Source organism: Pseudomonas sp. 3MA1 (assembly GCF_029237275.1).
GTDB classification, from domain to species: domain Bacteria; phylum Pseudomonadota; class Gammaproteobacteria; order Pseudomonadales; family Pseudomonadaceae; genus Aquipseudomonas; species Aquipseudomonas fluorescens_AP.
This window is the reverse complement of sequence record NZ_JAACFX010000008.1, coordinates 217,080-235,255: the sequence shown is the minus strand read 5'-3', so window position 1 is coordinate 235,255 and position 18,176 is coordinate 217,080. Positions and strand designations below refer to the sequence as shown.

Below are 18,176 nucleotides of genomic sequence, written 5' to 3'. Positions count from 1 at the left end.
GCACCACGGATGAATTGGGCTTTGTGAATCATGAGCGAAAACACCGCATCCCCGGCGGCCGGCGTGCCCGGCACTGAACAACCCGCCAGCAAGCGGCGCTGGCCGGTCCTGGTCATGGGCCTGTGCCTGGTGGCGGCCGCGATCACCGGCGTGGGCTGCAAGCCCAAGAGCACGGTGGCCGAGCTGGCAGGCGACAAGCTGGGCCTGAGTCGCCCCGATGGGCTGCTGGAAACCCATTCCCTGACGCAACTGCCCAAGGACCTGCTGGCGGTGCCCTTTCTCAAGGACACCCTGACCGAGGACTTCGTCTTTTATTACCAGGCCCACGCCGACCGCCTGGGGCTGATCGGCAGCCTGCGGCGGATCATCTACGAGCATGACCTGAAACTGCAGGACAACCTGATCGAGCAACTGTTCGACCAGCCGGCGGATGTGGCGCTGTGGCGTGGCGCCGACGGGCGTCTCAAGGACTTCCTGCTGGTGATGGACCGCGGCGGTCTGGCCAAGCTGCTGGAGCCTCTGGCCAAGGTCGCCCTGGACGACACGCAATTGAGCAAGCTGGCCGAGCTCAAGGTCGGCGGCGATGCGGTGACGCTGTACCAACTGAACTACAACGCCGGCAAATCCCTGGCGTTCGCCTCTTACGGCGACAAGCTGGTGGTGTTGTCCAACCCGGGCAAGCTGTACGACCTGAGCCAGGGCGCCGACGATGAACACGGCGCCGTTTCCACGGCCGCGCTGGAGGCGCTGCTCAAGGGTGACAAGCTGTTCCCCGAGGCCTTTGGCCTGGAGGCGCGCAAGCCCGAGGTGCAGCAGCGGCTGGCGGTCAACGCCGGTGTCCTGGCCATGGGTTACCAGCGCTTCATCCCCAACTTCGCCGGTTTGCGTTTCGACATGGACGGCCAGGGCTGGCACAGCTACCTGGCCCTGCAGGAGCAGGACAACCAGCCGGACTTCGACTTCAAGCCGATCTGGCAGGCCATGCCCATGGGCGCCAGTGCCTGCGTGGCGCTGCCTCTGGCGGCGCAGCAGCAGAAGCCGCTGCTGGTCAAGCTCGGTGCCGAAGAGGCGGTGGCCACCACCCTGACCGAACACATGGCCGGTACCGCCGGGCTGTGCTGGTACGCCGACTCGCGGCTGTACACGCCGCTGCTGGTGGCCAGCCTCAAGGACAAGGACAACGCCAAGCTCGATGCGGACCTGGGCAAGCTGTTCGGTTCCATGGTCGGGGCCCGGGAAAGCAAGGTGCCGGAGCGCATCTTCCCCGTGGTCGAGCAGCAGAACGGCGAGGTGCACCAATGGCAGCGCCAGGTCAGTTCCAACTTCGGCCAGTACCCGGCCAAGGAGGCCAAGGACCCGCAAGCCATCACCGGTCGCGCTTTCATGCAGGTCAGCCTGGCCCGCCATGGTTCGACCCTGGTGTTCTCCCTGGACGACAAGCTGGTGAGCAAGGCCCTGGGCACCCTGGACAAGCGCTTCCCGCCCCTGGCCGACGTGGTGCCCAAGGATGCGCTGATGCCGGTGTACCTGGGCCCGCAATCCCTGGCGCAGTTGATCCAGCAGGAAACCTTCGACAGCCTGCCCCAGGACATGGAGCCGGTGTTCAACAACGCCGCGCAAACCTACCTGGTGCCCAAGCTGCGCACCTTGGGCGGTTACGGCAAGTACGCCCTGACCCTGCCTGAAGGCAGCGAGCCCAACGGTCACTGGCAATGGCTGCCGCTGCAATGGCGCGCGCTGTGAGTGCATGGCGCAAGAGTCTGTCCAGCCTTGGCCTGTTGGCCCTGTTGCTGAGCAACGCCGTGGGCGCGACCCAGGCGCCGCCGTTGGATGTGCAGCAGTCCCAGGTGTTTCGTGCCTGGTTCGTGCGCATCGCCCAGGAGCAACTGAGCCAGGGGCCGAGCCCGCGCTGGTATCAGCAGGACTGCGCCGGGCTGGTGCGCTTTGCCGCCAACGAAGCGCTCAAGGTCCACGACAGCAAGTGGCTGCGGGCCAACGGCCTGTCCAATCGCTACCTGCCGCCGGAGCTGCAACTGAGCGAAGGCCAGCGCGGCCTGGCCCAGCAGTGGCAGCAGGGCGGCGGGCAGACCGGGCCCTACGTCAATGCGATCAAGCTGATCCAGTTCAACAGCCATCTGGTCAGTCGTGACCTGGGCCAGGCGCGCCCCGGCGATCTTTTGTTCTTCGACCAGGGCGACGACCAGCACCTGATGATCTGGATGGGCCGCAACATCGCCTATCACACCGGCACCACCACCCCCACCGATAACGGCATGCGCTCGGCCAGCGTGCAGCAACTGATGACATGGAAGGACACCCGATGGATACCCGACCCCGCCAACCCCAACTTCATCGGCATCTATCGACTGAACTTCCTCACCCAATGAGCGAATCGCGTATGTGGCGTTTTCTGTTTCGACTGACTGTTGTTCTGACCCTCGTGGCCCCTGCGAGCCTGGTCAATGCCGAAGACTCGGTGCCGTCCAGCGATTACGCGGCGGTCTCCGGCGAGAGTTTCTTCCTCTTGGCCGACAGCAGCTTTGCCAGTGACGAGCAGGCCATGGTGCGCCTTGAGGCCCCGGGCCGGGATTACCGGCGCTTTCGCATGGAACCCTACGGCGGCGCGGACATCCGGGTGTACCGGATCAACCAGCCGCTGGACTTCCTCAAGCGCCAGAAGAACCTGCACCGGGTGGTCAGTGACGGCCAGTTCAAGGGCGAGGGCCTGTCCAACACCCTGGCCTACCTGTGGGACAACTGGTATCGCAAATCCCGCCGGGTGATGCAGCGCGCCTTCTCCTACGAGTCACGCAAGCAGGTGACCGAGGAGGTGCCGGAATTGAAGGTCGGCAATTCGATGCTGGCGCCGACGCCCTATGACGCCCAGCCGCAATTCGCCCTGATCCCGGGGCTGCCCCTGGTGACCCAGTTCCGTTATCCGCTGTGGCAGGCCAAGCCGATCCAGCCGCCGGCCGGGGTTGACCTGTCCGGTTCCTCCAGCCAGTTCATCAACGTCGCGCCGGGCAACGTCTATATCCCGCTGGGGCAACTCAAGCCGGGCCTGTACCTGGTGGAAGCCCTGGTGGGCAAGTACCGCGCCACCACCATGGTCTTTGTTTCCAACACCGTGGCGGTGAGCAAGATCGCCGGCGACGAGCTGCTGGTCTGGGCCGCGGGCAAGCATGAAGGCAACTCGGTGCCCAAGGTCAACGTGCTGTGGACCGATGGCCTGGGTGTGATGAACAGCGGCGCCACCGACGAACAGGGCCTGGTGCGCCTGAAACACGTCAGCCCCGAGCGCTCCTACGTGATCGGCGAGGACCAGGAAGGCGGGGTGTTCGTCTCCGAGAACTTCTATTACGACAGCGAAATCTACGACACCAAGCTCTATGCCTTTACCGACCGGCCGCTGTATCGCCCGGGGGACTGGGTATCGCTGAAGATCGTCGGCCGCGAGTTCAAGAACGCCCGGGATTCGGTGCAGCCGGGAGCCGGTACGGTGAATGTCAGCGTGCTGGATGCCGCGGGCACCACGCTGCAGAACCTGACCCTGAATCTGGATGCCAAGTCCGGCGCCCAAGGCCGCTTCCAACTGCCGGAAAACGCCGTGGCCGGTGGTTATGAGTTGCGTTTTGCCTACAAGGACCAGGTCTACAGCAGTGCCTTCCGGGTGGCCGAATACATCAAGCCGCATTTCGAGATTTCCCTGAGCCTGGCCAAGGCGGATTTCAAGACCGGTGAGCCGGTGAAGGGCAATCTGGTGCTGCTCTATCCGGACGGCAAGCCGGTGGCCAATGCGCGCCTGCAACTGAGCCTGCGGGCTCAGCAACTGTCGATGGTGGACAACGAGCTGCAGTACATGGGCCAGTTCCCGGTGGAACTGACCAGCGCCGAACTGACCACCGACGCCAAGGGCAGTGCCACCCTCGATCTGCCGGCGGCCAGCAAGCCGAGCCGCTACATGCTCACCGTGTTCGCCAGCGATGGCGCCGCATACCGGGTCAAGACCACCAAGGAAATCCTCATTGAGCGTGGCGCGGCAAGCTTCAGCCTGAGCGCGCCGCAGCGTTTCAGCGCCGTGGGTGACAAGGTCCAGTTCAGCTACGCCAACCAGAACACCAGCGAGCAGAGCAAGAACGTCAAGCCCAACCGCTACAGCTGGGTGCGCCTGGAAGACCAGTCCACCGGCGAGGGCAAGCTGGGCGAGGCCGACAAGGGCTTTGCCCTGGCCTTCGAACGGCCCGGCACCTACAACCTGACCCTGAAGGACGAACACGATCGGGTCTTGGGCGGCACCAGCCACTCGGTCACCGGCGAAGGCGTGAAAGCGGTGCCGGGCACCGTGGAAATCGTCCTCGACAAACCCGAGTACCAGGCCGGTGACGAAGCCCTGGCGCTGATCACCTTCCCCGAGCCGATCAACGATGCGCTGCTGTCGCTGGAGCGCGACAAGGTCGAGGCCACGGCGCTGCTGTCCAAGGGCGGCGACTGGCTGAAGGTGGAAAAACTCAGCCCTACCCAATACCGCGCCCGGGTGCCGGTGAAGGACAACTTCGCGCCGAACCTGACCTTCTCCGTGCTCTACACCAAGGGCGGCGAGTACAGCTTTCAGAACGCCGGGATCAAGGTGCTGACGCCGCAGATCGATGTGGCGATCCACACCGACAAGGACAAGTACCAGCCGGGTGACCTGGTCACCGTGGACCTGTCCACCCAGTTCGCCGGCAAGCCGGTGCCGGCGCACTTGACCGTCAGCGTGGTGGACGAAATGGTCTACGCCCTGCAACCGGAAGTGGCGCCGAGCATCGACCAGTTCTTCTACCACCCACGGCGCAACAACGTGCGCACCAGCGCCAGCCTGTCGTTCATCAGCTACGACGTGGCGCTGCCGGGCAGCCCCACGGCCCCGGGCAAGGCCAACCGCAGCGAACGCGGGGTCAAGGTGCTGGAGCGGCCACGGCGTGAAGACGTCGACACCGCTGCCTGGCAGCCGGAACTGGTGACCGACGGCAGCGGCAAGGCGCGTTTCACCTTCCGCATGCCCGACTCCCTGACCCGCTGGCGCATCACCGCCCGGGCCATCGCCGATGCCGGCCAGGTGGGGCAGAAGAAGCAGTTCGTGCGCTCGGAAAAAGCCCTGTACCTGAAGTGGAGCGGCCCGACCCGTTTCCGCGCGGGCGACAAGCCGGACCTGGGGGTGTTTGTCTTCAGCCAGTCCGAGCAGACGGCCAAGGCCGAGCTGGTGGTTCGTTATGCCGGGGAGTCCCAGCGTCTGCCGCTGACCTTGAACAGCGGGATCAACTACGTGGCGCTGCCGGCCATTGCCCCGGGCAATGGAGAATGGAGCGCCGAGCTGGTGCAAGGTGGCAAGACCGTGGATGCCCTGGCCGTGCGCCTGCTGAGCAGCGCGGCCGGTTGGCAGACGCTACAGACCCAGAGCCTGGACGTGGCTGGCACCAGCACGCCGTTGGGCCTGCCGGCCGATGCCACGCAGATCCGCCTGCGCCTGGACGACAGCCCGCAAGCGCTGTTCCGTTCGGCCCTGGATGACCTGCTGGAATACCCGTATGGCGGCGTCGAGCAGACCGCCAGCCAACTGCTGCCATTGAGCGTTGCCTACCCGGCGCTGGCCAGCAATCCGCAGATTCGCGATCGCTTGCGCCTGATGATGCAGAACAGCCGCCTGCGCCTGGTGCACATGGCCGGGCCGGAAGCGGCGTTCACCTGGTGGGGCGAGGATGCCGATGCCGACGCCTTCCTCACCGCTTACGCCTATTACGCCGATTGGCATGCCAGCAAGGTCATGGACCTGAACCTGCCGCCGGAGCACTGGCAGCGGGTGCTGGAGGTCTACGCCAAGCAGGCCGGCAACACGCCGTTGCTGCAACGGGCGCTGATCCTGTCTTTTGCCCGTGAGATGAACCTGCCGATCGCCACGCTGGTCAGGGGCCTGATGGACGATCTGGCCAAGGCCGGCAGCGGTCCGGCTGACAGCGTGGACGCTGGCAGCAGCGACAGCCTGGTGATGGCAGAGCCGGATTCGGCCCTCGGTCTGGCCAGTGCCCGGGTATTGACCGCGGCCCTGGCGCGGGACGCCAAGGTCACCCCGCCACCGGCCTTCGTGGCGCAGTTGGACGCGGCCCAGCAACAGCTCGACCTCAGTTCGCAGCCGTTCGCTCAGGCCATCAACCTGTCCTTGAAACCCTTCGATCAAGCGACGGCGCGCGCATTGCTGCAACGCCTGCTGCCATCGCAACCGACCCTGGACCGGGCCCTGGCCCTGACCTGGCTGCAACGCAGCGTGACTCAGGCAGCGCCGGCCGTGGCCCTGAACCCGGGGCAGGGCTGGCAACCGCAGCAGGGCGCCAGCGGTGAGCGCTACTGGCTGTGGCAGGGCCCGCAGGTGCCTGCGGTGCTGACCCTGGATCCGTTGCCGGAGCGGCCGTTGCGCGCTTCGCTCAGCTACCAGAGCCAGCAGGCGGCGGGCACGCCATTGCCGGTGAACATCACCCGTCGCCTGTTGCGCCTGGTGCCGGGCGACGAGGCGTTCACCTTCAAGCTGGAACCGGTGGGCAACAAGCCGATCGCCAGTGACGGCCTGTACCTGGACGAAGTGATCATCGCCAACGAGGGCAAGCGGCCGCTGCTGTACGGCATGCTCGAAGTGCCGTTGCCGCCGGGCGCCGATGTCGAGCGCACCACCTGGGGCATCAAGCTGGCTGGTCCTGCGGGTACGGAAGCGGCGTCCCTGGAGAAGGCCCGCTTCGAACCCGGGCAGATGAGCTACGCGGTGCCGCTGGATGCCTTGAACGACAGCAGCGAGGTGCGTCTGCGGCACTTGATCCGCTTCTCCCAGAAGGGCCAGTTCAACTTGCCTGCGGCGCGTTTCTACCAGGTCTATGCACCGGAGCATCAGGCTCAGGAACGCACGCCGGCACTGGGTCAGGTCACGGTCAAATAACATGACGCGGTGTTGGGCCTGGTTGTGCCTGTGTCTACTCCCTGGGCTGGTGACAGCCCAGGACGAGCCTCTGCGCCTGGTCTGGAAAACCGCCCCGGACAGCGAGCTGGTGAGCCTGAGCAAGACCCAGGTGCTGGCCCGCGAGCCGTTGCCGCAGGACCTGCAGGCGCCCCTGGGCAGTGTCTGGAAGCTCTTCGTCTATGCCTGGTTGGTGGACACCGGCGCGCAAGAGCCGGCCTATGCCTGCCAGGGCAAGTCCAGGGACGAGGTCTATTGCTGCACGAGCGGTGGCAGCATCGCCCGGGACCAGGCCCTGGTCCGTTCCTGTGGGTTGTACTTCGAGCCGCAACGCTTGCAGTTGTCCAGCGCCGACTGGCGCCAGTACTGGCAGGCCCGCCATGCGCCCGAGTGGTTGCGCGATCTCGACCGCCTGCAGCCGCAGACCCGGGTGCCGGTGGCGGAGCTGTTGCAGGTGCTGGCGCAGTTGCCGGCCCAGGAGACGGCGCGCCGGGTGCTGCTGGATGTGCTGCTCAACGCCTCCGATGGCGCGGTGTTGGGAGCCTTGGGCGGGCGCCTGCGGGTCAAGACCTGGAGCTGGCTGGCGGACCAGGACCCGCAGTCGCGCCAGGGCGGCTTTGCCGGGTGGCTGGTGGACGGCACGCCGCTGTGGGTGGGGGGACGAGGCACCAGTCAGCGGGTGTTGAAGGATTACGCCCAGGTTCTGGACCAGGTGCTGCCGCAGCGTCCGGCGCTGGACAAAGGCCGCTGCGTGGAGGTCGGCCTGTTCTCCCGCTATCCGCTCAAGAGCGTCAGCCAGAATGCCCGCGCCGCCAGGCCAGGTGCCCTGCAAGGGGATTACCGGGTGGAGTTCGCCAATGGCAATCAATTGGATATCCACAGTGGCGGCGAGCTTTTCCTGCAAGCCAACGCCTCGGCCCTGCAACTGGTGGCCCGTCTGGACCGCGAGGAATACGTGGCCCGGGTGCTGCAGCGCGAGGCCTCCAGCGAACCCCGGGAAGCCGCCAAGGCCCTGGCCGTGGCGATCCGCACCTATCTGTTGCAGAACGCCGGGCGCAGCGGCGAATGCCTGAGCATCGACGACAGCAGCAGTCGCCAGCGGGTCGCGCCGCGTCCGGCCACCGCCGAGGCCCGGGCCATCGCCGCCTGGACTGCCGATCTGGTGCTGGCCGGAACCCAGGTCACCTACCATTCGGATCAGCAGGCACCGGACAAATTGTCCTGGCAACAGGCCGTGGAACAGGCCCGCGCCGGCCAGGGCTACGACGCCATCCTGCTTCATGCTTACCCGCGGGCCAGCCTCAGCCGCTGGGACAATCCGCAGGCTTCCTGCGAACCCTTGCCGGCCGCTCAAGAGTGGCTGCTGAACCAGCGTCGACGCTGGCGTCAGCCCCTGGAACAGGAAGTCGGCTACAACGAAATCAGCCAGTTCGCCGTGTGCCGCCTGAGCTTCGGCCGGCCCTACGTCGACCGCGAACGGCAACGCATCTACGTGCGTGGCGTGCTCTCGCTGCAAGATCGCCTCGACCTGACTCACGAATACCTGCACCTGGCCTTTGAGGCGCATCCCAACGGCCAGGATGAAACCTACATCGAAGGGCTCGCCCGTCATCTTTTATTGGAATAGGCCATGAAACTTCCTGCTCCCCCGGTCCTCCTGTTCCTTTGTGGAATGTTCAGCCTGCCCATGGCCCTGGCCGACAGCGGCATCCGCCTCGACACCCCCAAAGGCGGCTGGCGGACCCGCGCCGTCGATGGCGAGCAATACATTCAGGAGGTCAACTACCCGGCTTCCTCGGTCAACACCCCTCAGGGGCAGGCCGATACCGCGCGCATTCGCGGGCAGATCAAGGGCGCGCCCAAGGCGAGCAAGGAGCCGGGCAAGCTGATCGTCAACGGCGTCAGCATGCCGCTCAAGTTCGACGAGCAAGGCGGTTTCGACCGGCCTTATTCCTTCCCCAACGGCAGCAACAGCGTGGAGGTGCGCAGCCCGGACGGGCAGCAGCGCAAGCGCGTGCAGTTCCTCAATACCGGCGGTGGCGTGACCCCGCCCAAGTTGCGCGTGCTGCTGTCCTGGGACAGCGACAACACCGACCTCGACCTGCACCTGGTGACCCCCGATGGCGCGCACATCTGGTACGGCGATCGCGTGGCCCCCAACGGCGCGACCCTGGACGTGGACGTGACCACCGGCTACGGCCCGGAGATCTTCTCCATGCCGGCGCCGCTCAAGGGCCAGTACCTGGTCTACGTGAATTACTACGGTGGCGGTTATCGCAGTGATGACGACGAAGACGGCGGCCAGGAAAACGCCGTGCAGCCGCTGACCACGGCCCAGGTCACGGTGATCACCGAGGAAGGCACGCCGGATGAGAAGAGCGAATCCTTCATCGTGCCGATGCGGGCGCCCGGGGAGCTGACCCTGGTGCGCAGTTTCAGCTATCCATGATCGAGCTCAACCCCTGCGCCTGCCCGGGCATGGCTTCATTGCCCTGAGACAATACGAGCGCCCGGCGTTTGCCTTGCAATGAAGCACCATTCATAGGCAGGGAAATGCGCAACATGGGTGCTTTTCAATCGTGGTTGAAGTGCTGTGTGGTGGCCGGCAGCTGTGTCTCCGGCCTGGTGATGGCCGCGGGCGCCGACGGCTTGCAGCGGATCAAGGTGGATCTGGTGGCGCCGCCCCAGGTGCATGCCCATGAACAGGTGGTCAGCGGACCGCCCAAGGTCGTGCAGTTCCGCATGAGCGTGGAAGAGAAAAAGATGGTGGTGGACGATGAGGGCACCACCCTGCAGGCCATGACCTTCAACGGCTCCATGCCCGGTCCGACCCTGGTGGTGCATGAGGGTGACTACGTCGAACTGACCTTGAGCAACCCGGCCAGCAACAGCATGCCCCACAACATCGATTTCCATGCCGCCACCGGCGCCCTGGGCGGGGCCGCGCTGACCCAGGTCGTACCAGGCCAGGAGGTGGTGCTGCGTTTCAAGGCCGATCGTAGCGGCACCTTTGTCTATCACTGCGCGCCGTCGGGAATGGTGCCCTGGCATGTGGTCTCGGGCATGAGCGGAACCTTGATGGTGCTGCCGCGCGATGGCTTGAAAGACCCTGCCGGCAAGCCCTTGCACTATGACCGGGCCTACACCATCGGTGAGTTCGATCTGTATATCCCCAAGGACCAGGACGGGCATTACAAGAGCTACCCGGACCTGGCCTCCAGCTATCAGGACACCCGTGAAGTGATGCGCACGCTGACCCCGAGCCATGTGGTGTTCAACGGCCGGGTCGGGGCTCTGACCGGGGCCAACGCCCTGACTGCCAAGGTCGGCGAAAGCGTGCTGTTCATCCACTCCCAGGCCAACCGCGACAGCCGTCCGCACCTGATTGGCGGCCATGGCGACTGGGTCTGGACCACCGGCAAGTTCGCCAATGCCCCGTTGCGCAATCTGGAAACCTGGTTCATCCCCGGCGGTTCGGCGCTGGCCGCGCTCTACACCTTCAAGCAGCCGGGCACCTATGTGTACCTCAACCACAACCTGATCGAGGCCATGGAGTTGGGGGCCCTGGCGCAGGTCAAGGTCGAAGGCACCTGGGACGATGACCTGATGACCCAGGTCAAAGCCCCGGGGCCCATTGTTCCGGCCAAGTGATAGCGGCCGGGGCTCAGGTCCCGGTGCCTGGTATCAGAGGTTCAGGGCGAATTTCAGGTAGCCCGGGTACGCCTGGCGCCAGTCGTCCTGAAAGGTGTGGCCCTCAGCATGTTCATGGCTCTGGACCTGGTTGCCGGGTTCCAGGGCCTGCTGCGTCGTGGCAGTGAGTTTCTGGTTGCTCTCGTGTTCCTTGGCGCCATGGACAATGACGATACGCTTGTCACGGGCCCGGGTTTCACCGAACGGAATCCGGTAGCCGCCGGGGGACAGCAGCAAGGCGCCGCTGTAGTGCTGCGGGTACTCGGCGATCAGGTGCGAGGCGTGCTCGGCGCCTTGGGAAAAGCCCATCAGGACGATGCGCGAGCGATCGATGCGGGTCTGCTTTTCCAGTTTCTTCAACGCCGCGCTGACCGCCTCCTGGGTCGGAGCCACCGAATGCTGGTGCCACATGAACTGGTGCTCGTCGCGCTTGAGGGGGCCGTTGATGCCCACCAGCACGGCCTGCTCTCCCACAAGGTCGGCGCGCATATCGACGCCGTCGCTGCCCTCGGTGCCGAATCCCGAGAGCCAGACCACCACCGGCCAGCCTTCGGCCGGGGCCTTGCCCTGGGGAATACTGAAGGCCGCAAGGCCGGCATCCTTGGCCTTGGCCGGGTAGTTCTGCTCGGCGGCTTGCAGCAGCTTCTGGTAGGCCGGGGTCTGCTGCAGGGCTTGCAGCTCGTCGTCTTCCTTGAGGATCAGCAACTGCCAGAAGCCTCGCTCGCGGGCCTGATCGAGGAACTCGGCGGCGCGCTTGTTCTTGTCCATGGCGGCCAGACTGCCAGCCGCCTGGTACGAGGCGTAGGCATTCTTCGGGTCGAGGCGGGCGGCGGTCAGGTAGTAGGCGAGGGCGCCGGCGTAGTTGTCGTGCTGGCTCTTTTCGTTGTCGCCGGCTTCGATGAAATCGGCCGGCGTGGCCTCGTCCAGGTACAGATTGGCCATGGCCGCCAGGCCTTGCCAGCGGCCCTTGGCGACATCCTGCTGGTCATCGGCGTGGACGCGGACGCTGGTGAGGCTGAGGGCGGTAGATAGGCAGAGGAACGACAGCGGCAGGCGGACAGCGGCCGGCAACGACATGACTGAGAGTCCTTTTTCAGTGGAAGAGGCTTCGCGCGGGTGCCCGAAACGGCGCGCAGCTTAACATGGCAGGTCGCGTCCCTCGACGACCTGCGCATTTGCCCTTGTCAGTGTTGCGGCGGGGGAGAGCTCGCCGTTCAGTCGCTCTGATCGGTGGTGGAAAGCACTTCGTCGATCTTCCAGCAGCCCTTGTCCTTGATCATCCGCACATCGACGGTCTGGGTGGTGTCCGGGGTGCTGCCCAGCGTGACCTGCTCCTTGGCGCTGGAGCCCTGGATCTGCGGCTCGCTGACCTTGATCTGGGTCAGCCACTCATCCATGTAGTCCTGGGCCTTGAGGAAATAGTCCTCTTCCAGGCCATCGGGGCTGGCCATCTGCTTTTTGATCTTGGCGATCAGCGAGTCGGAGACGTACTTCTTCATCTCCGGGACGCTGTCGGTGATCGGGTCCTTGTCTTCGCTGAAGGTTTGCAGGTACCAGCTGTAGAACGCCTGGGTGACAGGCTTGGGCGAACTGGCGCAGTCGGCCAGGGCCAGTGGCTGATGCAGGGCGACGGCGGCCGCGGCCAGCAGCGAGCAGAACAGCATTCTCATGGAAGACCCCTTACGGATGGCGATAGATTTTGTAGGCAGGCTTCTGCACCCGATAGGAATGCCCTGGGTAGAAACCGTGCAACTGCTTGAAGTCTGACACCCAAAGTGAGCCGTTGAACATCGCCATATGGCCGTGGGGGTGGCCGGGAATGGGCTGGATGATCACCACATCGCCTGCTGCGGGCGTCTGACCGGCTGGTTGCTCGATAAAGCCGGCCGAGGTCAGGGATGAGCCAAAGTCCTTGGCCGAATGCTTCCTGTGCAGAATCACCCCACCGCCGCCAGCCTCGATCGCCTGGCGAGTGTAGGCCGCACAGCGTCCGGTGCTGCCCGCGTGGGCATGCGCATTCAAGTGATCGATAGCGGCTTGTTTATTCCACATTCCTTGTCATCCGAGAGTCCTTGAGAGCGGCGAGTTTATGCTTGCGCAGGGGCGTCGGAAATACTGGCTAAGTGCCTTTTTCGGGATTTTGGGGGGGCATCACAGTTATCGTTCAGACCGGCAAACCGTGCAGAGTCAACGCCGGCGAAGGGTGCCCTGACTGTTCAGCCTGGCTGTAGCGCAAGGGCACTGCGCGATGCCGTTTGCACTCGGTTGCGCCCCCGGTCCTTGGCGCCATACAGCGCTTCATCGGCCAGGGAGAGCAGGCGCGGCAGATCGTAGCCCTGGGTTTCACTGGTCACCACACCGATGCTGACACTCAGTAGCCCTGGTTCCAGGAGAGGCAAGCGGGCGAACGCCTGGCGAATCCGTTCGGCCACCCGCACGGCGGCCTGCTCATCGGTCGACTCCAGCAAGCAAGCGAACTCTTCACCGCCGATGCGAGCAAACACGTCTTTGCCGCGCAGGGTTTCTGAGAGCACCCGGCTGAATGCGATCAGCGCCCGGTCGCCGGTCTGATGGCCGAAGGTGTCGTTCAAGCGTTTGAAGTGGTCCAGGTCGCACAGCAGCAAGGCCAGCGGCGCGCCTCGGCGCTGGCATTCGATCAGCATCCGCTCGCCATGGACCATGAATGCCCGGCGGTTGCCGATACCCGTCAGGGCGTCGCAGAAGGCCGCGGCCTTGAGGCGCAGTTCGACCCGTTCCTTGACCATGCACAGGGTTACGTAGGCAATGCCGATCACATACATCATCGATTCGAACAACATGAACGAGAACAGCGGCACTCCGGCGCCGGAGCCTTTCAACGCCTGATCCAAGGGCAGGCCCTGGTCAATCAGCGCGCGCACACTGTAGAACACGGTGTGTAGCAGGGTCAGGGCCAGGGCAGGCATATAGGCAACTTCCAGCTGCCGACGGCTGCGCCAGAACTCCAGCATGATCAGCAGGCCATAGCCGGCCACCAGCAGCGAATACACCGAGACTCGAACCATCATCGACTGGTAGAACGCCGGAACCATGCACAGGGCCAGCCAGATGCCGGCCCCGGCGAGCATGCCCGGAGCATGGGGCGAACGTCCGGAGAAGACTCGCATCGCCGTCCAGTTGAGACCGGCGCTCAGCAGCAGGACCACGTTGCCCAGCACTTTCGGTACGAAGTCCATGCCCATATCGCGCAGGCTCACCAGCACCATCCCCGCGGCGGCCAGCAGCATCATGCCTCCCAGGTAGGCCAGCGGGCGCTCGCGTGGCTCCTGCCGCCAGGCGTGGAAGGTCAGCAGGCTCATGAGGAAGAAAATGAACACCGAGACGACCAGCAGGGTAGGGATATGCAGGGCCATGTCCGGGGTACTCGTGATGTCGCGTTCAAGGGCGGGGAAGCAAAGCCGCGGCCGGAAGCGGGCGAATTGCCATCAGTGGGCGCGATTGTAGCGAGAACTTCCGGGCCTTGGTGGATGTTGCTGCAGGAAGTGCCCGGTCTAGCGAAATACGCCGCAGACCGCGTTGCCCTGGTAGCCGTGCGCGATCGGTCCGAGAAACATGAACGGACCACAAGCGTAGAGATCCGAACTGATTTTCCGATTTGTGTACAGCAGCGGCACTTCGACGCCATTGATATCGTCGCCATAGGCGGTGGCGCTGTAGGACTCGCAGACTGGCAGCTTGAGTGGAATCGGCAGGATCACGACCAAGAGGGTGGTGCCGCACCACTGGCGTTCGGGTGTGCTCTTTTGCGTGTGAGTGATGACCGGCTTCATGGAGTTGCCGATGAGCCTCTGGTGAGCCTCGGTTTTCGATACTTGCATGTAGGGCATATCCACCCATGCGCCCACGCAGCCGCTTAGGCCAAGGGCTGCAAGCGTGGCAACCAGCGCGCTTTTCATGGCTCGCCGCACGGGCTGCTGGAGCACCAGGCTGGGGTTCACGGCCGGTGCTTCGGGCTTGGATTTCAGGGGGGCGGCAAAGCTGCGTAGGTCGTGCATCCTGCACCTGCTGTCGAAGTGGCCGAGCCTTCCCGTACCCGGGTTTCAGGCATTAAAAAGCCGGCTTGTGGCCGGCTTCTCGGGGACTGGCTTGGTTCATTTTTGGTAAACCGCACCAGCCTTCAAAACGTACACCCAGCTCTTGCGGCTGGCTGTGGGACTGGGCGGGAAAGTCATCCGCTTCGTCGGGCGATCTGACCGCAGGAAGGGTCGATGCGCAAATGTGGGGCGCAGCATACGCATGTTCGCCGGCAATTCCCAGTGCAATGCGCGATCTAGAGGCCTTGAAGCTGCAGAAAGTGCGGGAAATGTGTTGCTGGATGCGTGATGTTCGCCGGCAAGCCGGTTCCTGCGGGAAGTCGCGGGCGCAAAAAAGCCCCGATCACTCGGGGCTTTCTCTTGAAGCTCGTCACTCGAAGCTTCTAGCTGCTTCTTAGCCTTTGTAGGCGGCAACCGACTTCAGGATCTCAGCACGGGCCGCGTCAGCGTTGCCCCAACCGTCGATCTTCACCCACTTGCCTTTTTCGAGGTCTTTGTAGTTCTCGAAGAAGTGCTTGATCTGCTCCAGCAGCAGGGCGGGCAGGTCGGTGTATTCCTTCACGTCGACGTACAGCTGGGACAGCTTGTCGTGAGGCACCGCGATCACTTTGGCATCGCCGCCGCCGTCGTCGGTCATGTTCAGGATGCCCACTGGACGGGCACGGATCACCGAGCCTGGCGCCACTGGGTACGGGGTCACGACCAGCACATCGAGTGGGTCGCCGTCGTCGGCCAGGGTGTTGGGGATAAAGCCGTAGTTGGCCGGGTAGAACATGGGGGTGGCCATGAAACGGTCAACGAACAGGCAGTCGCTGTCTTTGTCGATTTCGTACTTGATCGGCGCGTGGTTGGCCGGGATTTCGATCGCGACGTAGATGTCGTTCGGCAGGTCTTTGCCCGCCGGAATCTTGCTGTAGCTCATTGGGCGTTGCCCCCGTTAGTTGACCAAATGACTTGGCCGGATTGACCAAAAAGTGGCGGCGATTATAGACACACTCCGCCACCGTTGCTACGTGCCAAGGGTCGTAGAACCTTGGTTGTACTGTCGCGCAGAGCTGATCGGGCAGGCCTTGCGACCGGCGGTTTTGCCATCGGTCGGCAGGCGCGGCAGTGGTCTTTCAACTGGCCTTCAGATGAACAACTTAAATAGCGCGACAGGGTATTAGTGGTGCGTTTGATAGACCGGATCTTCAGCTTGAAGTTGCTGCAGTCGGGCCAATGGATTCTGCCGATAAAACAGCTGCAGCTGTGCATAGACTTTCGGATAGGCCGCCACCAGCAAGTCCGGGGCGCTGAAGAAGTATTCGCTGGTGACGGCGAAGAACTCGGCCGGGTTTTCCGCCGCGTAGGGGTCGATGGCGGTTTCGGCGTCCGGGTCGTGGTCGAGCTGACGGTTGAGGTCGTCGTAGGCGCTTTGCATCACCTGGGCCCAGTCGCTGACCCGCATGTCGCTGTGCAGCGGCGGCAGGCCGTTGGCGTCGCCATTGAGCATGTCCAGCTTGTGGGCCAGTTCGTGGATCACCAGGTTGTAGGCTTCCCAGCCGCCGCTGGCTTGCACCCCGGGCCAGGCGAGGATGATCGGCCCCTGCTGCCAGGCTTCGCCACTGTGCTCGCCATCCCATTCATGCTCGACGCCGCTGGCGTCGCGGTGGCGCTGGGGGCTGAGGAAGTCGTCGGGGTAGAGAATGATTTCGTGGAAGCCCTGGTACCAGTTCAGGTCGCCCAGGTGCAGCAGCGGCAGTTGCGCCTGGGCCGCCAGCAGCAGGCGCTGTTCCTGATGCAGTTCCACGCCGGGCAGGGTGGTGAGGTGCTTGTCGTCGAGGAACAGCACGCTGGCTTCCCGTAGCCACTGGTCCTCGGCGGCGCTGATGCCGTCGAGGAACGGTAGTTGCTGGCGTACTCGCTGCCAGGTGTCATCGCTGACCGGATGCTTGGCCAGCCGGCGCTTGCGGCGCCAGGCACTGAGGGACCACATGCGGTTTAGCGGGTTTCGGCTTTTTCAGCACTGCGGGCCAAGCGGCTGCGCAGTACGCCAATGATCATCGGTACCAGGGACAGCAGGATAATGGCCACCACCAGCAGCGAGAGGTTCTTCTTGATAAAGGGCACGTTGCCGAAGAAGTAGCCCAGGGTCACCAGGCCGCCGACCCAGAGGATGGTGCCGGCCACGCTGAAGGCGAAAAAGCGCGGGTAGGGCATGCGCGCGACGCCGGCGACGAAGGGCGCGAAGGTGCGGATGATCGGCAGGAAGCGCGCCAGGGTCACGGTCTTGCCGCCGTGCTTCTCATAGAAATCGTGGGTTTTCTGCAGGTAGTCGCGGCGGAAGATCTTCGAGTTGGGGTTGCTGAACAGCCGTTCGCCTGCGGTTCGCCCGATCACGTAGTTGGTGCTGTCGCCGAGGATCGCCGCCAGCATCAGCAGGCCGCACAGCAGCACCGGGTCCATGCCGCCGCCCGCAGCGACTGCGCCGGCGATGAACAGCAGTGAGTCGCCGGGCAGGAACGGTGTCACCACCAGGCCGGTTTCGCAGAAAATCACCAGGAACAGGATGGCGTAGATCCAGGGCCCGTAGTTGGTCACCAGCATGTCGAGATAAACGTCGAGATGAAGGATTAGGTCGATCGGGTTGAAATCCATGGGGGCACCTGTGGTGACAGCCTGGCTCGGCAGGCCTGTGCGATGACTCGGAGAAAGGGACTACAAGGGGATGTAGCTTTTCTTACGATTCGAAAAGTTCGGCATTATAAAGGCTGAAAGGTGAAATGCGCGTTCAGATTGTAGCCGGGCGTTTCGGCTTGCGAGGGGGAGCAAGAGCAGAGGATTTGGCGGTTGCTGGAGCAGATAAAGCGGCCCTGAGGCCGCTTTTTTGTGGGTCAGTCATCGCTCAGCGGCAATATGTAGTTCTTGAATTCGGTGTCTTCGCGAAACCCCATGGACTCATAGGTTTTCTGTGCCACGGCGTTGTCGCTGCTGGTGGAAACCCGCAGCCGCACGGCATTGGACTCCTTGGCCATTTTCTTCGCGGTACGCATCAGGTTGTCGGCCACCAGCTGGCGGCGGGCGTCTTCGGCGACATAGATATCGTTGAGAATCCACACGCGCTTGAGCGACAGGGAAGAAAAGCTTGGGTACAGCTGGCAAAAGCCCAGCAACTTGCTGCTGTCATCATCGGCCAGGGCCAGGTAGATCACCGATTCCTTGCGTCGCAGGCGCTTTTCCAGAAAGGCCCGGGACGAGTCCGGGTAAGGCAGAGCGCCATAGAACTCACGGTATTTGACGAAAAGCGGGGTCAACAGATCCAGGTGCTCGAGGGTTGCTTGAGTAATCCGCATGGGTAGCTCTCAACTTCAAGTGGATGTGACGGCACAGGTTGGATGACTCGGGCAGCCGTGTCCCGATGCTGCCCAAAGCGGGAAAAAAGCGCAATCGCCTTG

15 protein-coding genes are annotated in these 18,176 nt (G+C 64.0%); 6 read left to right on the top strand and 9 right to left on the bottom strand.

Annotated elements, in window-relative coordinates; translation table 11 throughout:
- Positions 1-30: 30 nt before the first annotated feature.
- From GWQ44_RS21765 to nirK, 6 genes are all read left to right on the top strand, one after another.
- The gene (locus GWQ44_RS21765) at positions 31-1,743 is read left to right on the top strand and encodes a DUF2138 domain-containing protein (protein ID WP_275928257.1); all 1,713 of its coding nucleotides are present in this window, start codon (positions 31-33) and stop codon (positions 1,741-1,743) included.
- Entirely contained in the window at positions 1,728-2,387 is a 660-nt protein-coding gene (locus GWQ44_RS21760; protein WP_016963383.1) for a DUF1175 family protein, read from the top strand. The genes GWQ44_RS21765 and GWQ44_RS21760 overlap by 16 nt, the downstream gene beginning before the upstream one ends.
- Positions 2,384-6,961 (top strand): alpha-2-macroglobulin, encoded by a 4,578-nt coding sequence (locus tag GWQ44_RS21755; protein ID WP_275928256.1) that lies wholly within the window; start codon positions 2,384-2,386, stop codon positions 6,959-6,961. Before GWQ44_RS21760 ends, GWQ44_RS21755 begins: the two co-directional genes overlap by 4 nt.
- A 1-nt stretch (position 6,962) precedes the next feature.
- Positions 6,963-8,606 (top strand): DUF2300 domain-containing protein, encoded by a 1,644-nt coding sequence (locus GWQ44_RS21750; protein ID WP_275928255.1) that lies wholly within the window; start codon positions 6,963-6,965, stop codon positions 8,604-8,606.
- A 3-nt stretch (positions 8,607-8,609) separates the two neighbouring features.
- Entirely contained in the window at positions 8,610-9,428 is an 819-nt protein-coding gene (locus tag GWQ44_RS21745; RefSeq protein WP_016964896.1) for a DUF2135 domain-containing protein, read from the top strand.
- A gap of 113 nt (positions 9,429-9,541) precedes the next feature.
- The gene (gene nirK, locus GWQ44_RS21740) at positions 9,542-10,630 is read left to right on the top strand and encodes a copper-containing nitrite reductase (protein ID WP_042940988.1); all 1,089 of its coding nucleotides are present in this window, start codon (positions 9,542-9,544) and stop codon (positions 10,628-10,630) included.
- 33 nt (positions 10,631-10,663) lie between these two features.
- Here nirK and GWQ44_RS21735 read toward each other — a convergent pair whose 3' ends face one another.
- From GWQ44_RS21735 to GWQ44_RS21695, 9 genes are all read right to left on the bottom strand, one after another.
- Positions 10,664-11,746 (bottom strand): dienelactone hydrolase family protein, encoded by a 1,083-nt coding sequence (locus GWQ44_RS21735; protein ID WP_275928254.1) that lies wholly within the window; start codon positions 11,744-11,746, stop codon positions 10,664-10,666.
- Between the two features lie 137 nt (positions 11,747-11,883).
- Positions 11,884-12,339 (bottom strand): DUF3828 domain-containing protein, encoded by a 456-nt coding sequence (locus tag GWQ44_RS21730; RefSeq protein WP_042940984.1) that lies wholly within the window; start codon positions 12,337-12,339, stop codon positions 11,884-11,886.
- Positions 12,340-12,349: 10 nt separating this feature from the next.
- A complete protein-coding gene (locus GWQ44_RS21725; RefSeq protein ID WP_042940986.1) occupies positions 12,350-12,721 on the bottom strand; it encodes a hypothetical protein in 372 nt (123 codons plus the stop codon).
- A 164-nt stretch (positions 12,722-12,885) separates the two neighbouring features.
- Positions 12,886-14,061, bottom strand: a complete 1,176-nt coding sequence (locus tag GWQ44_RS21720; RefSeq protein ID WP_275928253.1) for a GGDEF domain-containing protein — start codon at positions 14,059-14,061, stop codon at positions 12,886-12,888.
- A 138-nt stretch (positions 14,062-14,199) separates the two neighbouring features.
- Positions 14,200-14,703 carry a hypothetical protein gene (locus GWQ44_RS21715; RefSeq protein WP_275928252.1) on the bottom strand — a complete coding sequence of 168 codons (504 nt, stop codon included), beginning with the start codon at positions 14,701-14,703 and terminating at the stop codon, positions 14,200-14,202.
- A 433-nt stretch (positions 14,704-15,136) separates the two neighbouring features.
- The gene (ppa, locus tag GWQ44_RS21710) at positions 15,137-15,664 is read right to left on the bottom strand and encodes an inorganic diphosphatase (RefSeq protein ID WP_011063696.1); all 528 of its coding nucleotides are present in this window, start codon (positions 15,662-15,664) and stop codon (positions 15,137-15,139) included.
- Positions 15,665-15,904: 240 nt separating this feature from the next.
- On the bottom strand, positions 15,905-16,717 hold the full coding sequence (locus GWQ44_RS21705) for a M90 family metallopeptidase (RefSeq protein ID WP_016966083.1): 813 nt from the start codon (positions 16,715-16,717) through the stop codon (positions 15,905-15,907).
- 5 nt (positions 16,718-16,722) lie between these two features.
- On the bottom strand, positions 16,723-17,379 hold the full coding sequence (locus tag GWQ44_RS21700; protein ID WP_275928251.1) for a DedA family protein: 657 nt from the start codon (positions 17,377-17,379) through the stop codon (positions 16,723-16,725).
- A 236-nt stretch (positions 17,380-17,615) separates the two neighbouring features.
- Positions 17,616-18,074, bottom strand: a complete 459-nt coding sequence (locus tag GWQ44_RS21695; RefSeq protein ID WP_275928250.1) for a GNAT family N-acetyltransferase — start codon at positions 18,072-18,074, stop codon at positions 17,616-17,618.
- Positions 18,075-18,176: the final 102 nt, after the last annotated feature.

Excerpts from the sequence above, each read along its gene's own strand:
- GWQ44_RS21765 (WP_275928257.1), top strand. The coding sequence starts at position 31 with ATGAGCGAAAACACCGCATCCCCGGCGGCCGGCGTGCCCGGCACTGAA.
- GWQ44_RS21760 (WP_016963383.1), top strand. The coding sequence starts at position 1,728 with ATGGCGCGCGCTGTGAGTGCATGGCGCAAGAGTCTGTCCAGCCTTGGC.
- GWQ44_RS21755 (WP_275928256.1), top strand. The coding sequence starts at position 2,384 with ATGAGCGAATCGCGTATGTGGCGTTTTCTGTTTCGACTGACTGTTGTT.
- GWQ44_RS21750 (WP_275928255.1), top strand. The coding sequence starts at position 6,963 with ATGACGCGGTGTTGGGCCTGGTTGTGCCTGTGTCTACTCCCTGGGCTG.
- GWQ44_RS21745 (WP_016964896.1), top strand. The coding sequence starts at position 8,610 with ATGAAACTTCCTGCTCCCCCGGTCCTCCTGTTCCTTTGTGGAATGTTC.
- nirK (WP_042940988.1), top strand. The coding sequence starts at position 9,542 with ATGGGTGCTTTTCAATCGTGGTTGAAGTGCTGTGTGGTGGCCGGCAGC.
- GWQ44_RS21735 (WP_275928254.1), bottom strand. The coding sequence starts at position 11,746 with ATGTCGTTGCCGGCCGCTGTCCGCCTGCCGCTGTCGTTCCTCTGCCTA.
- GWQ44_RS21730 (WP_042940984.1), bottom strand. The coding sequence starts at position 12,339 with ATGAGAATGCTGTTCTGCTCGCTGCTGGCCGCGGCCGCCGTCGCCCTG.
- GWQ44_RS21725 (WP_042940986.1), bottom strand. The coding sequence starts at position 12,721 with ATGTGGAATAAACAAGCCGCTATCGATCACTTGAATGCGCATGCCCAC.
- GWQ44_RS21720 (WP_275928253.1), bottom strand. The coding sequence starts at position 14,061 with ATGGCCCTGCATATCCCTACCCTGCTGGTCGTCTCGGTGTTCATTTTC.
- GWQ44_RS21715 (WP_275928252.1), bottom strand. The coding sequence starts at position 14,703 with ATGCACGACCTACGCAGCTTTGCCGCCCCCCTGAAATCCAAGCCCGAA.
- ppa (WP_011063696.1), bottom strand. The coding sequence starts at position 15,664 with ATGAGCTACAGCAAGATTCCGGCGGGCAAAGACCTGCCGAACGACATC.
- GWQ44_RS21705 (WP_016966083.1), bottom strand. The coding sequence starts at position 16,717 with ATGTGGTCCCTCAGTGCCTGGCGCCGCAAGCGCCGGCTGGCCAAGCAT.
- GWQ44_RS21700 (WP_275928251.1), bottom strand. The coding sequence starts at position 17,379 with ATGGATTTCAACCCGATCGACCTAATCCTTCATCTCGACGTTTATCTC.
- GWQ44_RS21695 (WP_275928250.1), bottom strand. The coding sequence starts at position 18,074 with ATGCGGATTACTCAAGCAACCCTCGAGCACCTGGATCTGTTGACCCCG.